The organism is Polaribacter sp. HL-MS24 (assembly GCF_032758595.1).
Taxonomy (GTDB): domain Bacteria; phylum Bacteroidota; class Bacteroidia; order Flavobacteriales; family Flavobacteriaceae; genus Polaribacter.
Genome location: NZ_CP136415.1, coordinates 753,646 through 770,871, shown reverse-complemented (window position 1 = coordinate 770,871; position 17,226 = coordinate 753,646). Strand labels below are relative to the sequence as shown.

Annotated in this window: 8 protein-coding genes and 2 pseudogenes; 9 read left to right on the top strand and 1 reads right to left on the bottom strand. The window is 35.4% G+C overall.

The annotated features are described in order from the left end of the window. Positions 1–3: 3 nt before the first annotated feature. The 7 genes and pseudogenes from RRF69_RS03620 (at position 4) to infB (ending at position 12,071) form a co-directional block, all read left to right on the top strand. Complete coding sequence (locus RRF69_RS03620) at positions 4–411, top strand: alpha-L-fucosidase (RefSeq protein ID WP_316940605.1); 408 nt, start codon at positions 4–6, stop codon at positions 409–411. 67 nt (positions 412–478) lie between these two features. Further along, the gene (locus RRF69_RS03615) at positions 479–2,395 is read left to right on the top strand and encodes an alpha-L-fucosidase (protein WP_316940604.1); all 1,917 of its coding nucleotides are present in this window, start codon (positions 479–481) and stop codon (positions 2,393–2,395) included. Positions 2,396–2,803: 408 nt separating this feature from the next. Then, entirely contained in the window at positions 2,804–6,166 is a 3,363-nt protein-coding gene (locus RRF69_RS03610; RefSeq protein WP_316940603.1) for a GH36-type glycosyl hydrolase domain-containing protein, read from the top strand. 21 nt (positions 6,167–6,187) lie between these two features. Further along, entirely contained in the window at positions 6,188–7,078 is an 891-nt protein-coding gene (locus RRF69_RS03605) for a phytanoyl-CoA dioxygenase family protein (protein ID WP_316940602.1), read from the top strand. 364 nt (positions 7,079–7,442) lie between these two features. After that, entirely contained in the window at positions 7,443–7,901 is a 459-nt protein-coding gene (gene rimP / locus RRF69_RS03600; protein WP_316940601.1) for a ribosome assembly cofactor RimP, read from the top strand. Positions 7,902–7,912: 11 nt separating this feature from the next. Further along, positions 7,913–9,168, top strand: a pseudogene (gene nusA / locus RRF69_RS03595) (transcription termination factor NusA). Positions 9,169–9,233: 65 nt separating this feature from the next. Then, a pseudogene (gene infB / locus RRF69_RS03590) lies at positions 9,234–12,071 on the top strand (translation initiation factor IF-2). A 71-nt stretch (positions 12,072–12,142) separates the two neighbouring features. Here the strand turns inward: infB and RRF69_RS03585 are convergent. Beyond that, positions 12,143–12,511, bottom strand: a complete 369-nt coding sequence (locus tag RRF69_RS03585) for an SPOR domain-containing protein (protein ID WP_316940600.1) — start codon at positions 12,509–12,511, stop codon at positions 12,143–12,145. A gap of 198 nt (positions 12,512–12,709) precedes the next feature. Between RRF69_RS03585 and RRF69_RS03580 the strand changes: the two genes are divergently transcribed. Continuing rightward, on the top strand, positions 12,710–14,014 hold the full coding sequence (locus tag RRF69_RS03580) for a cytochrome c3 family protein (protein WP_316940599.1): 1,305 nt from the start codon (positions 12,710–12,712) through the stop codon (positions 14,012–14,014). 71 nt (positions 14,015–14,085) lie between these two features. Continuing rightward, the gene (locus RRF69_RS03575) at positions 14,086–17,187 is read left to right on the top strand and encodes a TAT-variant-translocated molybdopterin oxidoreductase (protein ID WP_316940598.1); all 3,102 of its coding nucleotides are present in this window, start codon (positions 14,086–14,088) and stop codon (positions 17,185–17,187) included. Positions 17,188–17,226 lie beyond the last annotated feature (39 nt).

The window sequence follows — 17,226 nt, the reverse complement described above, 5'->3', positions numbered from 1 at the left end:
GTAATGAGAAAAATAACTACAACTTTTGTGTTAATGATAAGTTTATTGGCAAATGTGCAAGAAAATAAAGATTTTATTAATGAGTCTCAAGATGAATTTAATGCTAGGATAGAATGGGTTGGTAAAGCCAAATATGGAATGCTTATTTGTTTTGGTCTTTCTGCACAACTAGGAGGAGTTTGGAAAGGAGAGCAAATAGAAGAAGGGTATGCTGAATGGATACAAGCATCCGCAGATATTACACCACAAGAATACGCTATGCTAACCCATACATTCAGTCCTAAAGATTTTGATGCAAACTTTATTGTAGAGACTGCAAAAAAAGCAGGAAACCTTTTATTAAATATCGGACCAGATGGCAATGGTAAAGTTCCTGAAGAAAGCATAAAAATACTTTTAGACGTTGGATAAATATTAAAAAATTGAATAAAACAGCAGGGTTCTCTATAAAATAATTATTTTTTTAAACATCGTAATCATGAAGAAACTAAAATTTTTAATAATAATATTATTTGCTTTTGCATGTACTAAAAAAACAAAAAAAAGCAATACACCTGTAATTTCTCACGAAAGCATAGCAGAAAATTACACAACACCAACTTGGTTGGCAGATGCAAAATATGGTATTTATACCCATTGGGGAGGAAGTACTTATGGAAACCAATTTAATGATGGTTATGCCTATGGGTGGTATGCCCGTCAGATGAATTTCGAAAATGATCCAGCCTATCAGTACCATCGTGAGTATTTTGGTAATCAAAATGAAGTTCCTTATCATGAGTTACTAAAACAATTCAGAGGAGCTAAGTTCGATGCTAATGCTTGGGCTGATTTGTTTGCGGAGTCAGGAGCTAAATTTGCTGGTCCCGTGGCAGTGCATCATGATAATTTTTTAATGTGGGACTCTAAATTATCCCCATGGAACTCGGTTGAAATTGGCCCTAAAAGAGACATTTCTGGAGAATTGAGAAAGGCGATTCTAGGAAATGACATGAAATTCATGGCCTCTTTTCATCACGGATTCAGCTATCGGTTTTATGAAAGCGTGCCAAGGAATATTGTAGCTCAAGAGCCAGATTTGTATGGTCCAAAGCGCCCGGATAATTTTTACTCAGGTCCTAGTGAACAAGAAAATCCTGATGTATGGAGAAGTATTCCCCGTGAGGTTCAAACAGATTTCGTAGATAAGGTTTTGGAGTTTACCGGTAAGTATGATCCAGATTTAATTTATTTTGATTTTGGGTTGGGTTGGCATGATGAAGACATCAAACTAAAGATGTACAATGGTTATTATAAGCATGCAAGAGAGAATGGGCAAGAATCCACAGTGGCTCAAAAAGTTAGGGAATCAATCCCTGAACATCAATATTCAACTTTGGATTTAGAGAGAGGGGGAATTGCATTTGTTGCTAATCATGTTTGGCTTACAGATAATTCACCAGGGTCTTGGTTTCATTCACGTGGCGCCCAATTTGAACCTACTAATAAGATCATTGACAGATTGGTAGATATTGTTTCTAAAAATGGGGTTTTCCTTTTAAATGTAGGCCCTGATGCAGATGGTGAAATCCCTAAACCGCTTGTGAAAATTCTAAAGGAAATTGGTGAGTGGAATCTCATTAATGGAGAAGGTATCTTTGGAACTCGGCCATGGTACAATTATGGAGAAGGAATTAAATCAGCATCAACAGGATTTAATAAAGCAGTCAATACTGAGATGCACTATGAAGAAGACTACACTGAGCGAGAAATTAGGTATACCCGCAGCAAAGATTTCAAGAAGGTATATGCTTTTATTATGGATTGGCCAGCAAATGAAAAGGTTGATTTGAATGCGATTCAAATTACTGGAAAAGATAAAGGGAAAGTCCAACTATTGGGATATGGTGATATACCTTATACCATAAACGAAAACCAAACAATATCATTGGATTTGACAGGAGTAAGGTCTGATAACTTGAAATACGCATATTGTTTTAAGTTAGAAGGTTTTGAAGCTGTTTGGCAACCCTACGGACATTTTATTTTGCCAAATGCTTTTCATTGTCCAGCTGAGTTATTCACAAATAAAGACGGTAAAACTAACGTAACGATAGGGCTTAACCATTCCGAGCGAGGAATCGATATTGCTTTAAAAAGTTCTACAAAACCTAAGGGCAGACTAAAGGGAAGAATTAAAAAAGAAAATGGTGTTGTTCTCATGGAAATTGACAGTGAGCTTGAAAACATTCCAAATTCTAATCTATACAGAATTGCCACTGCAGACTTTATCGATAAACAAGGTGTCTACGTATTGGAGATTGATAACCCGGAAATATTGGAGAATACTATTGAAATAGTATCTACTGTACAACGTGCATTAACGGTTCACAAGATTGGTGAAATAATAGATTAAATATATGAATAAGATAAAATTGTGTTTTATTTCAATTTGTACCTGCTAATTTCTTCAATGCTCATATGGGCAGTGGCAACAAAGCTTTGATGTTACAAATGAATCCGAAAGAGAATTGGAAATCACTTTAGATTTTAAAAATACGATACAAGAAACAGCCACAAAAAACCACTTGTATTACAGCCAGATATACAATGGTGCAGGAGTAGAAATCACACGTTATGATGCTTGAATTGGTTCTGTTCTAGGAGATGGAAGTAATAATTTTAAAGCTGTTTCTCCAATAAAAAGTGGTTTTTATGTTCCTTATCATAGTAGGCATATTAATCTTATAAAAACACAGTAATAGTCACAAATAATAATAACGTACCTACTGTTTTTTATTAGCAGTAAGGAAAAAAGTCAAAAATGAATAAGAGTACTAATTTAAGAATTAAAAATAATTTAGGTTTAGAATTTAAATTTTTAGAAAGTGGATTGATAAAAAGTATTGATGCCTCACCCATTCGAATTAGCTTAAAAAAGGCTTCTCTGTTTTCAAAAGCAGGAGCTAATATTTATCTTAGAAAAAAATCAAAAGAAGGTTATAAATATAAAGCACTTTTAGGTGCAGAAGATAAAAATGAATTCACAATTGAAAACAATACTTTTTTTGTTCAAGGTGTATGGGAAGGTGTTATTTACACTTGTAGACTTATCCTCTCACAAAAAAGTACAAGTTGGCAATGGATTATAACAACAAAAAACACGAAAAAAAATGATGTGACATTGGATTTGATTAATGTTCAAGATGTTGGTTTGAAGAAGATATCAGATGCATTGGTTAACGAATATTATGTGAGTCAGTATTTAGAGCGACTTATATTAAAGGATGAAGTTTATGGTCCGGTCATTTGTTGTCGTCAAAATTTTAAAGATGATTTAGAGACGCCATGGTTACTATTAGCTTCTAAAAATGGAGCATCTGCAAGTACTGATGGGATGCAATTTTATGGAAAAACGTTCAGAGAAAAAGGGATGCCTGAAGGTTTGATGAAAGATGATTTAGGTGGAGAGTGCTCTGCTGAATTGAGCATTGTTGCGTTGCAAGAAACCCCTTTTACTTTAGCTTCAGAAGAAAGTCATACGAGTGTTTTCATAGCTAGTTATGTTAGTGATCATCCAGAAGCAACTAGTCGTAAAGATTTAGATTGTTTACCACAATTAATGGAAGAATTAAATGAAGAACCATCTTCAAAGGGAGAAGGAAACTCATTTATTGTCCATGGCAATAAGTTTAATTCGGCTTCTTTTTTACCAGTTAATGATTTAAATTCGAATGAAATAGATTCTTATTTCAGTGAAGAAAAGAGACACGTAGAAGAAAAAGAAAGTCAGTTATTATCATTTTTTTATAAAGAAAACAGTCATGTGGTGTTAAAAGTTAAAGAGACCTTGGTAGATAGACCACATGGACATATTTTACAAGCGAAAGCTGGTTATACACCAGATGAAAATATTGTGTCTACAACAGCATATGCTTGTGGGATATTCAACTCACATATTACACAGGGAAATACCAATTTTAATCGTTTTTTGTCATTAAGTACAAGTCAGTTTAATCTAGAAAATGAAACTGGTCAAAGAATATTTGTTACCTTAAAGGGAAAAACCTATTTATTAGGGATTCCTTCAGCATTTGAAATGGGTTTAAACCATTGTAGGTGGATTTATAAAATTGGAGATTCGTGTTTTCAGATTCGAACTTGGACATCAAAAGAAGCTCCACAAGTTAATATGGATTTTAAAGTCCTTAAAGGAGAAAAAATAGATTTATTGATAACCAATAATTTTGATGAGTCAATTGATTGGAAAATTATTGCATTGGAATCAGATCAAGAGTTTATCGCTAAACCAAATAAAAAAAGCTTATTGGTAAGCAAGTTTCCTAATGCTCAATTTAGGCTAAAAATACAATCGAAACAAGTACGTTATCAAACTTTAGGAAGTGAATCACTTTATTTTGATGGCAAAGCCCATGGAGGTTCTTTTCTAAATTTTAAGGTTGACAATGCTACTCATTTTTGTATGAGTTTTTTAGGTGAAGTAGTTACAAGTAGTGATTTTGTTACGATTGATGATGCCGATTTACAATGGAATTCAGATTGTGTTCATGTACAAAAAGATTGGAAAAAACTATCATCTAACCTACAGTTAACTAGTAATGAAAAGGATATCAGTGTTATTCAAGATATTTTACCATGGTATGGAATAAATGCTTTGACGCATCTTTTGACACCACATGGCTTAGAGCAGTTTGATGGTGCAGCATGGGGAACGCGAGATACTACTCAAGGTCCATTTGAATTGTTATTATGCACCGAAAAATATGATGAAGCAAAAGAAATTTTACGTATTATATTTTCACATCAAAATAGTGATGGTGGATGGCCACAATGGTGGATGTTTGATAGCTATTCAGAAATAAGAGCTGGGAGTTCTCATGGAGATATTCATCATTGGTGTATTATAGCCTTAGCAAATTATATTAAAGCCACAGGAGATATAAATTTTTTAAGTGAAGAATTACCATATTACCACGAAAAAGGTGAAACAGCAGCAGAAAAAACACCATTATTAAAGCATGTAGAACGCCTCATAGATATGTTGATAGCATCATTTATACACAATACAGCCTTAGTGCCATTTGGAGGAGGCGATTGGAACGATTCTATGCAACCAGCAAGCAAAACATTAGCAAAATGTTTAATATCGAGTTGGACAGTAGCACTCAACTATCAGGCATTTACAAGCTTTCAAAATGTTTATGAAGTATTGGGAGCTACAAAAAAGGCAACCCGATTAAAAGATATCTCAGCACAGATAAAGTCAGACTTTAACAAATACCTGATAAAAGATAATGTAGTAGCAGGACATGGTTTGTTAGAAGATGATAACAGTATAAGTCTCTTATTACATCCAACAGATTCTAAAACCAATATTCAATACCGTTTATTACCAATGATAAGGGGAATAATTAGTGGTATTTTTACTAAAGAACAAGCTATGTTCCATCAAAACTTAATTGAGATACATTTAAAGGGACCTGATGGAGCAAGATTAATGAATCGACCACCTAAATATAATGGAGGTATACAAACCATTTTTCAAAGAGCTGAAAGTAGCTCTTATTTTGGACGAGAAATTGGTATCATGTATATGCATGCTCATTTGCGTTATGCCCAAACTCAAGCAATCATGGGTAATGCAAAAGCCTTTATCAAAGCACTTAGACAGGCAAATCCAATTGCTTACAACGAAATTGTTACCTGTGGAGATTTACGTCAGTCTAACTGTTATTACAGTAGTTCCGATGTTGTCTTTAAAAATCGTTACGAAGCCGATGAGCGATATGAGGATTTAAAAGACGGCAAATCTCTGTTGAAAGGAGGTTGGCGAATTTATTCAAGCGGTCCCGGAATTTATATGGGATTAGTAGTATGGCATTTGTTAGGGTTGCGTACCGAATTCGGAAAAACCATCATTGACCCTGTGATTCCAAAAGCATTAGATGGCTTATCGGCATCATTAGTGTATTCAGGGTATCCATTAAACTTAAATTTTTCATTAAAAAAAGAAACTTGTCATCCAAAGACAATTCATATCAATGGAAAGGCTATAAACTTTACTTATGAAGACAATCAGTACAGAAAAGGAGGCGCAGAAATTGAAACAAAAAAATTTCTGGAGTTATTGACCTATGAAGAAAATACAATTGACATAGTACTATAATCACTTTTACAGAAGCATCACATGGAAGCATCTATTGTAACAAAGAAACTGACACAACAAAATAAAGCCTTTTATAAATCCTATGGTTATTTGATCGTGCCAAACATCATTAACCAACAAGAAATAAACGAATTAAAGAAAGAGACATTAAGCATTGTAAAAAGAGAACGAGGACATGTAGAAGGTTTGATAGATGATGTAGATTGTCTATCAGATAAAGAGCTGCTTAAAAAATACAGTGCCATCCACTTTCCGCATAAAATTTCACCATTAATAAAAGCCTATGCAGCAAATAAAAAAATAGCAGCAATTCTATCAGGATTAATAAGTCCAAATATGAAGTGCTTACAAACTATGCTGTTCATGAAAGGCCCAGGTAAAAAAGGTCAATCTTGGCATCAGGATGAATATTTTATTCCAACAAGAGACCAATCGTTAGTAGGTGTATGGATGGCATTAGATGATGCTAAACAAGACAATGGATGTCTGTGGGTAATTCCGGGGTCGCATAAAGAAGGTTTTATAAGAAGACGGATAGAAAATAACAATCAGGAATTTGCTGATGTAGATGTAGCAGACATAGGAAATTATACACCAGACGATTTTGTAAAAGCAGAAGTAACAAAAGGGAGTGCCATAATATTTCATGGCTATTTATTGCATATGTCACTTCAAAATAAAACAACAGATAGTTTTCGTAGGGCATTAGTATCTCATTATAGCAGTGCCGAATCCATGTTACCTTGGAATTTTGACGGAAACTCTAACCACATTATAGATTTTAGAGACATCTTTATGGTATCAGGAAAAGACCCTTACGCCTATAAGGGCTTACAAGACCTTACAAGACCGGTAGTGCGTCCAGATGTGTTGGATTTTAATGATGACTACCTTAAAATAAGCGGTAAATAATAATAAAATGAAAATAAAATTTTTTCACTTACCAAGGTGTCACTAACATCTCCTTTGGATTTCATTTTTGTTTCGGATATTTGAGAATTCTAATCGAAAAAATTCCTCGAGACTTTGCCTTGGGGTTTTCATTGAATGAGTATCAACCTCCCTGTGGAATTTTCCTATTGCAAAGACCTGACGGTCTACTCTATGCTTTGAAACATCAAGTAAAACTAGAGATTGAATACAGAAAATAAAGAAGTTGTCTATAAATGAATTCAAGTCTTTTTGATAATTGGCAAACATTTAGTATCTTTGCAGCGAAATCAGTACAATTGAGAAAATGAAGGGGACCAAAAGTCCCCTCTTTTTATATTTTAAGATGAACGAAAAGGTAAAAGATTTATTAGAAGAAGCACTAGCACTCAACGAATCTTTGTATTTGATTAGTTTTGAGATTTCAACAAATAATAAGATTCAAATTGTTGTAGATGGTGACAATGGAGTGCCGCTAAGTGAATGTATTCGTATCAGTAGAAACATAGAGCACAATATCGATAGAGAAGTCTATGATTTTTCTTTAGAGGTTTCAACCCCAGATATTGCACACCCTATAACAGTAAAAAGACAGTACGTTAAAAATATCAATAGAATTTTAAAAGTAACGACTGCAGAAGAGGATTTTGAAGGGACTTTGGTTAAAACAACAGACAATGAGATTGTTCTAGAGTGGAAAGCAAGAGAACCCAAGCCAATAGGTAAAGGAAAAGTGACTGTGGATAAAACAGCAACGATTCTGTATACAGATATTAAAGAAGCAAAAGTGAAGATTGTATTTTAAGAAAGAATGTAATGGAAAATATAGCATTAATTGATTCGTTTTCGGAATTTAAGGATAACAAAAGTATAGACAGGGTAACTCTTATGTCTATTTTAGAAGAAGTTTTTAGAGCTGCCTTAAAACGAAAGTTTGGTTCTGATGATAACTTTGATATCATTATCAATCCAGACAAAGGAGATTTAGAAATTTGGCGAAATCGAGTTGTTGTCGCAGACGGTTTTTCTGAAGATGACAATGAGGAAATAGAACTAACCGAAGCAAGAAAAATTGAACCCGATTTTGAAATTGGTGAAGATGTTTCTGAAGAAGTGAAACTAATTGATTTAGGAAGAAGAGCGATTTTAGCCTTACGCCAAAATTTAATTTCTAAAATTTACGAACACGACAGCACCAATATCTTTAAGCAATTTAAAGACTTAGAAGGAGAATTGTACAGTGCAGAAGTGCACCACATTCGCCACAATGCGATCATCTTGTTGGATGACGATGGAAACGAGATCGTATTGCCAAAAAGTGAACAGATTCGTTCCGACTTTTTCCGTAAAGGAGATTCAGTAAGAGGAGTGATTAAAACGGTAGAATTGCGAGGAAACAAACCCGCAATTATTTTATCTAGAACCTCTCCTGATTTTTTAAATAAATTATTTGAACAGGAAATTCCTGAAGTTTTTGATGGTTTAATTACGGTTGAACGTGTAGCAAGAATTCTTATGAAAAAGCAAAAGTAGCAGTTGATTCTTATGATGATCGAATTGATCCAGTAGGAGCCTGTGTCGGTGTAAAAGGATCAAGAATTCACGGAATTGTACGTGAGTTGGGGAATGAAAACATTGATGTGATTAATTTTACCAAAAACGAACAGTTGTTTATTTCAAGAGCCTTGAGTCCTGCAAAAGTGACTTCAATGGAGATTGAAATGTATGAAGAAGAAAAAAATGGAAAGAAAGGACGTGTAAGCGTACTTTTGAAGCCAGAAGAAGTTTCCAAGGCGATTGGTAGAGGTGGAGTGAATATCCGTTTGGCAAGTGAGCTAACAGGATATGAAATCGACGTCCAGAGAGAAGGTTTGGAAGAAGAGGATGTTGAGTTGACAGAATTTACCGATGAAATAGAAGATTGGATCATTGTTGAATTCAAAAAAATAGGTTTGGATACTGCAAGAGGAGTAATGGACGCGAGTGTTGCAGAATTGGTAAAAAGAACCGATTTAGAAGAAGAAACTATTATCGATGTTCAACGAATTTTGAAAGAAGAATTCGAAGAATAGTCAACCAAAATTAGAATTAAAGTAAAAGGTTTATTTTTACAGAATTAAAGGTTAAAAAATATTATATGTCTGAAGGCAAAACAATGAGGCTTAATAAGGTTTTAAGAGAATTAAATATTTCTCTAGATAGAGCCGTAGAATTTCTAGCAAAAAACGGACACGACGTTGAAGCAAGACCTACGACTAAAATATCTGGAGACGTATATCAAGTTTTGCTTGATGGTTTTCAAACTGACGCAAGCAAAAAAGCTGCATCTAAAGAAGTTGGCGAGGAAAAGCGAAAAGAGAAGGAAGCGATTCGTTTAGAATATGAAGCAAAGTTAGAGCAGAAAAGAGCTGAGGAAGAGAAGAAGGAAGAAGTTGTTTTAAAAGCCAGAGCAGAAAAATTAGAGTTCAAAACCGTTGGTAAAATAGACATTAGTAATCCAACAGGCAAAAAACCTACTGAAGTTAAAGCAGCCCCCCTACCATCGTGAAAGAGGAGGTTCAACCTATTGCAGAAACACCAAAAGTTGTAACAGAAACACCAAAAGAAATTGAGGTTGTTCCTGAAGCGCCTAAGACAGTTGATGAAGAAGTTGTAAAAGCAGTTGAGAAGAAAGATGTAGTAGATGTGATCAAAGAAGCTTCAGAAAAAGGAGCTCCCGTAGTCAATACCGCTCCAAAAGGAAATCAGCAAAAACCAGTCGAAGAAAAAGAGGTAAATGCTGAAAATGCTGAAGCAATTGTTACACAATACAAAAAGTTAGATGGACCTAGAATGACTGGGAAAATTATCGACTTAAAACAATTTGAAAAACCAAAGAAGAAAAAGCCAGAGGTACGACCTGCAAATTCTAACGATCCTAGAAAGAAACGTAAAAGAATAAATAAGCCAGTAACTCCAGGTGCAGCTACCCCTAGAAGTGGAAGCGGAAAACTTCCTCCAAGAAGTGGAAGTGGAAAACTCCCATTTAGAAGAGGAACCAATCAAGCATCCCCAGTCAAAAAAGAAGAGCCTACAGAAGCAGAAATCCAAAAACAAGTTAGAGATACCTTAGAAAAACTTCAAGGAAAATCTAGTCGAGGAAAGGGTGCAAAATATCGTAGAAATAAAAGAGATGCTCACAGAGAGCAAACCGAAGCAGAATTAGAGGCGCAATCGTTAGATAACAAGATCTTAAAAGTAACAGAATTTGTTACTGTAAGTGAGGTTGCCATCATGATGGATGTTCCAGTAACAAATATCATTTCTTCCTGTATGATGCTAGGAATGATGGTTACCATGAATCAGCGTCTAGATGCAGAAACCTTGGTAATTGTTGCAGAAGAATTCAACTATAAAGTAGAGTTCATAGGTGCAGAGGTTGAAGAAGCTATTGAAGAGGTAGAAGACAAGCCCGAAGATTTAATTACACGTGCTCCAATTGTTACGGTAATGGGACATGTAGATCACGGAAAAACATCTTTATTAGACTATATTAGAAAAGCAAATGTTATTGATGGAGAGAGTGGAGGAATTACACAACATATTGGAGCGTATTCTGTAGCCGTAGGAGATCAACAAATTGCATTTTTAGATACACCATAATCACGAGGCCTTTACCGCAATGCGTGCTCGTGGTGCTCAAGTAACCGATTTAGTAATTATTGTTGCCGCAGCAGACGATGATGTAATGCCACAGACAAAAGAGGCCATTTCGCATGCCCAAGCAGCAGGAGTGCCTATTATTTTTGCAATTAACAAGATTGACAAACCAGACGCCAATCCAGACAATGTGAAAACACAATTAGCAGCTATGAATTTATTAGTTGAAGATTGGGGAGGGAGCATTCAGTCGCAAGATATTTCAGCAAAAACTGGAGAAGGAGTTCCAGAATTGTTAGAAAAAGTCTTATTGGAAGCAGAAGTTTTAGAATTAAAAGCAAATCCGAAAAAAAATGCAGTTGGTGCTGTTGTTGAAGCATTATTAGATAAAGGACGAGGGTATGTTTCTACTATCCTAGTACAAGCAGGAACTTTGAAAATTGGAGATTATCTTTTAGCAGGAAAGCACAGTGGAAAAGTGAGAGCAATGTTTGATGACAAAGGGAACAACTTAAAAGAAGTTGGACCGTCAACACCAGTTTCAATTTTAGGATTGGATGGTGCCCCTCAAGCAGGAGACAAATTTAAAGTATTTGATGATGAACGTGAAGCAAAACAAATTGCCTCCAAACGTTCTCAATTACAACGTGAACAATCTGTTAGAACTCAAAAAACATTAACGTTAGATGAAATTGGACGTAGGATTGCATTAGGAGACTTTAAAGAATTGAACATTATCTTAAAAGGAGATGTAGACGGTTCTGTCGAAGCCTTAACAGATTCGTTCCAGAAATTATCTACCGAAGAAATTCAAGTAAATATTTTACACAAAGGAGTTGGAGCCATTACCGAAAGTGATGTCTTATTAGCAACTGCTTCAGATGCAATTATTGTTGGTTTTAACGTTCGTCCGCAAGGAAACGCAAGAGTTATTGCAGACAGAGAAGAAGTAGATATTAGAACTTATTCGATTATTTATGACGCCATTGGTGACTTGAAAGATGCGATGGAAGGCATGTTGTCTCCAGATATGAAAGAAGAAGTAAGTGGTAATGTAGAAATTAGAGAGGTCTATAAGATTTCTAAAGTTGGAAATATAGCTGGGTGTATGGTCATCTCTGGTAAAATCTTTAGAGATTCTAAAATTAGAATCATTAGAGACGGAATCGTTGTACACGATGGCTTCTTAACTTCATTGAAACGTTTTAAAGATGATGTGAAAGAAGTCGCTAAAGGATACGATTGTGGACTTCAAATCAAAGGATACAACGACATTGTTGAAGGAGATACTATTGAAGCCTACAAAGAAGTAGCAGTAAAAAAGAAATTGAAATAATAATAATTCAATAATAATCATAAAAAAACGCCGCAATTTGCGGCGTTTTTTGTGTTTGTAAAAAGGAGTTTTTATTTGCCAATTGGAATGACAATAGCCCCTGAGAATTTCAAATTAATTTCAACCATCGCCTTGTCGGCTTCCAAAGTTGTTTTGTAATTTCCAACCTGTATTTTCCATTCTGGAGCATTGTATATTAGGTGTGTTTCAATGGTAGGAAATTCTTCTTGAAATTGAGTCCGAATTGCTTTTGAAAGATCCTCACTTCCATTGTAAAGTTGAATCCGATATCCAAAACCTTTTCTCTTATTATAGTCTCGTTTCTTTGTTATAAATCGCTTAATTTTATCAGAATCAGTAGTTTGTGACTGTGCATGACTTGTATAGCTACCAAGGACTACCATGAAGGCAAGTGATATGAAAATTGATTGTAAGTTCATCGTTTCTAATCTTTTTACAAAAGTAACAACTTGTATCAGAATATCTTGATAAAAATCTTATTTAGAATTGGTATAAATTAATATTTAAGATTCCTTTCGCTTTTTAAAATTTAGCAATATGTAGTACTTTTGTACAACTGAAACATACGTCAATTTTGAATCAGTTTTTAACTAGAATAATATATATAGTTTACAAATATGAAAAGTGTAGCATTGCACATTAGACTTACGAGATTGCTTCTTAAAAGTTTTACATTTCTTTTATTTTTGGGGATTACTTTTTCCTTAAACGCTCAAGATGTAGATGAGGCACGTCAAAAGGAAGGGAAAAATTTATTCAAATCACAGTGTGCTTCATGTCACAAGTTAGATAAAAAACTTGTAGGACCTGCACTAGGTGGTATTGAGAGTCGAAGAGAGAATTCTTGGTTAAAAGCTTGGATTAAAAACAACGCAGCATTGAGAGCTTCTGGAGATGCAGATGCGATTGCGGTGTACGAAGAGTATAATGGTTCTTCCATGACTGCTTTTCCAGCGTTGTCAGATCAAAATATCGATGATATTTTGTACTATACGACCGTTGGAGAACTGCAAAAACCAGTTGAAGCCGTTGTAGCTGGCACTGAAGGAAGTTCAAGTGGAGGATCTGCTCCTTCATGGGTAATCTTTATTTTAGCTGCTGCAATAGTTGTTGCTTTTATTATGATTGCTTCTTTGTTAAAGCAAGTCAACGAATTAAAAGGGAAGAAAAAACCAGAAGTAACTTCAGATCTTAAAAGAGATCTACATGAATTATGGGAAGGGATCAAACAGAATACCTTCTTGAAAGCGATGTTTGTCGTCTTTGCTTTGTTAATGTCTGCCTATGTTCTTTTTGGAACTTTATTTAAGGTAGGTGTCGATCAAGGATATCAACCCGTACAGCCGATCGTTTTTTCTCACAAAATTCACTCAGGAGACAATAAAATTGATTGCCAATATTGTCACTCATCGGCAAAGCATAGTAAGCATTCAGGAATTCCTTCTGTAAACGTTTGTATGAACTGTCATAAAAATATTGCTGAAGTTGCTGAAACAACTGTGGTAGAATTGGAAGATAGAACTTTAGGTAAAGCAGAATTAGATAAAGAAATTGCAAAAGTATACAAAGCTGCAGGCTGGGATGCTGATGAGTTGGAGTATACTGGGAATACGAAGCCTATCAAATGGGTTCGAATTCACAATTTAGCTGATTTTGTATATTTCAATCACTCACAGCACGTAACTGTTGCAGGGGTAAAATGTCAGCAATGTCATGGTCCAGTTGAAGAAATGGAAGAGATGTATCAGCATTCTCCTTTAACAATGGGTTGGTGTATTGACTGTCATAGAGAAACCAAAGTAGATTTAAAAGGAAACGAATATTACGCAAAAATTCACGAGCAATTGGCTGAAAAGTACGGTGTAGAGAAAGTTACAGCTGCACAGTTAGGTGGATTAGAGTGTGGGAAGTGTCATTATTAATCAAAGAAGAAATATGTTTTTGTTGTCGTGAAAACGAACAGCGCAAACTAAAAACTAATACCAATAAGTAAATGGCTTCAATCAAAAAATACTGGAAAAGTGTTGAAGAACTAAAAGATAGTTCTGTTATTGAAACGCTAAGTAAAAATGAATTTGTAGAACCTATTCCTACAGACGAATTTTTAGGTGATAAAGAAACTCTTGAAACTACTTCTACTTCACGTAGAGATTTTTTAAAGTATGTTGGATTTACTACAGCAGCAGCATCTTTAGCTGCTTGTGAAGGACCGGTAATCAAATCGATTCCCTATGTTGTAAAACCCAATGATATCATTCCAGGTGTTGCAGATTGGTACGCAACCACTATTGCTGATGGATATGACTTCGCAAATGTTTTAGTAAAAACAAGAGAAGGACGTCCTATCCAGATCATGCCTAATAAAGATGTTCACGGAACTACCAACGCAAGAGTTCAAGCTTCGGTACTTTCCTTATACGATGAACGTCTTCGTTTAAAAGAACCTACCAAAGGAGGAAATGCGATTTCTTGGGCAGATGCCGATGCGGAAATTGGTGCTACTCTAGCAGAACTGAAAGCTCAAAACAAACCTGTAGTTTTACTGACAGGAACATTGGCAAGTCCTTCTACTGATAAAATTGTTAAAGAATTTACTGCAGCTTATCCAAATGTAAAGCATGTCGTATATGATGCAATTTCAGAAAGTGGAGCTGCTGATGCATTTGAAGCAACGTTTGGAAAAAGAGCCTTACCAAATTATCATTTAGACAAAGCAGAAGTGATTGTTTCTTTTGGAGCAGATTTTTTAGGAGATTTCCACGGAGGATTCGAAAAAGCTTATGTTGCTGGTAGAAAGCCAGAAAACGGAAGCATGTCTTACCATGTGCAGTTTGAAAGCAACATGTCTTTGACAGGTGCAAATGCCGATAAACGTTTGGTAGTAAAACCATCTGATCAAGTATTCGCTTTGTTGAATCTATACAATGCAGTTTCTGGAAATAAGGTTGCTTCCAAAGCAACTTCCAAAGATGCAGAAATATTAAAAGTAGCAGCAGCTTTAAAGAAAGCAGGTCCTAAAGCAGTTGTCATAACTGGCTTGAATGACATAAATGCGCAGTTAATTGCATTAGAAATCAATAGAATTTTAAAGAGTGAAATTATTGATGTTGTACAAACCTTAAATATCCGTCAAGGAAATGATACAGCGGTTGCGCAATTAATTTCAGATTTAAAAGCAGGAAAAGTTGCAGGAGTCATTTCTTACAACGTAGATCCTGTTTACAGCTTAGCAAATGGAAATGAATTTGCTGAAGCATTAAAGAATAAATTATCAGTTGCGATTGCAGTAGAGAATAGCGATACTGTAGCAGCTTCCAATTATGTATTACCAGCAACTCACTTTTTAGAGAGCTGGGGAGATGTTTCTATTTCTGAAGGAAATTACAGTTTAGTTCAGCCGACAATTCAGCAGTTATTCAAAACACGTCAGCTTCAAGAAATTTTATTGCAGTGGTCTGGAAATACAACTTCATACTACGATTATTTAAAATCTTTTTGGGCAAGCCAAATTTTAGGAGGCTCGTCATGGAGTACTGCATTGCATAATGGATTCTTCTCAAAAGAAGTTTCTAGCAATGTGACTATGAAAGAGATTTCAGTTTCAGATGTAGCAGCAAAACTTTTCAGTTCTGTAAAAGCATCCGAATTGGAATTGGTTCTGTATGCAACCACTGGACTAGGAGACGGAAAACAAGCCAACAACCCTTGGTTACAAGAATTTCCAGATCCTATTACAAGAGCAGCTTGGGACAACTATATCACCATGTCGATGGCAGATGCCAAACGATTGGACTTTACAAACCCAATAAAAGATAATGGAGCTATTGATGGAGATTATGCAAACATTACGGTAAACGGAGTTACGCTTACCAATGTGCCAGTATTAATCCAACTAGGTCAAGCACCAGGATCCATAGGTTTGGCCTTAGGATACGGGAGAACATTAGGTCTTAAAGAAGAGATGCAAGTAGGTGTAAATGCCTACCCATTATACAAAGACGGAAAGACTGTACAATACGGTGTTTCTATTGAAAAAGTAAGCGGAACACATAAATTCGCTTGTACACAAGTACAAAAAACAATCGCAGGTCGTCATGATATTTTGAAAGAGGTTTCTTTAAAAGATTATGTAAATATTGAGCCGAAAGATCACAAAAATGGTTGGAACATTCCAGCAATGGTTTCTTACGATCATCAAGAAGTTGAGGCAAAATCGATTGACTTATGGGCAGAACACAACAGAGAAATAGGTCATCACTTTAACCTATCCATCGATTTGACTTCTTGTACAGGATGTGGATCATGTGTCGTTGCTTGTCATGCCGAAAATAACGTACCTGTAGTAGGGAAGAATGAAGTACGAGTAGGTAGAGATATGCACTGGTTGCGTATTGATAGATATTATTCTTCTGGCGTTGAAGAAGAATACAGAGAGGCTACTGGTCATGAACCTACCTCACCAAAAGTTAGAAAGTTTGCAACTGACGAATTAGGCTTAAGTAGAGCTGAAATGTATGCGGCAATTGAAACTGAGGCAGAAAACCCTCAAGTAACTTTCCAACCAATGATGTGTCAGCACTGTAACCACGCTCCTTGTGAGACGGTTTGTCCAGTTGCTGCAACAACCCACAGTAGACAAGGTCAAAACCACATGGCATATAACAGATGTGTGGGTACAAGATATTGTGCAAACAACTGTCCGTATAGAGTTCGTCGTTTTAACTGGTTCAATTACTCAAACAATAATGAGTTTGACTTCCACATGAATAACGAATACGGTAAAATGGTGTTAAATCCAGATGTTGTGGTTCGTTCTAGAGGGGTTATGGAAAAATGTTCAATGTGTATTCAAATGACACAGGCAACAATCCTGAAAGCCAAAAAAGAAGGAAGAAAGATTGAGGCTGGAGAATTTGCAACAGCATGTTCCTCTGCTTGTACAACTGGATCTTTACAATTTGGAGACGTGAACAATGAGAAGGAAATTGTTACGCAACTGGCAGCAGATAAAAGAGCATATCACGTGTTAGATTATCTACAGACCAAACCGAATGTAGTGTATCAAGTGAAAGTTAGAAATACAAACGAAGCGTAAAAGAGTGAAAAAGTAAAAAAGCTTAAAAGTAAAAAAGTC

Excerpts from the sequence above, each read along its gene's own strand:
- RRF69_RS03585 (WP_316940600.1), bottom strand. The coding sequence starts at position 12,511 with ATGAACTTACAATCAATTTTCATATCACTTGCCTTCATGGTAGTCCTT.
- RRF69_RS03575 (WP_316940598.1), top strand. The coding sequence starts at position 14,086 with ATGGCTTCAATCAAAAAATACTGGAAAAGTGTTGAAGAACTAAAAGAT.
- RRF69_RS03580 (WP_316940599.1), top strand. The coding sequence starts at position 12,710 with ATGAAAAGTGTAGCATTGCACATTAGACTTACGAGATTGCTTCTTAAA.
- RRF69_RS03610 (WP_316940603.1), top strand. The coding sequence starts at position 2,804 with ATGAATAAGAGTACTAATTTAAGAATTAAAAATAATTTAGGTTTAGAA.
- rimP (WP_316940601.1), top strand. The coding sequence starts at position 7,443 with ATGAACGAAAAGGTAAAAGATTTATTAGAAGAAGCACTAGCACTCAAC.
- RRF69_RS03605 (WP_316940602.1), top strand. The coding sequence starts at position 6,188 with ATGGAAGCATCTATTGTAACAAAGAAACTGACACAACAAAATAAAGCC.
- RRF69_RS03615 (WP_316940604.1), top strand. The coding sequence starts at position 479 with ATGAAGAAACTAAAATTTTTAATAATAATATTATTTGCTTTTGCATGT.
- RRF69_RS03620 (WP_316940605.1), top strand. The coding sequence starts at position 4 with ATGAGAAAAATAACTACAACTTTTGTGTTAATGATAAGTTTATTGGCA.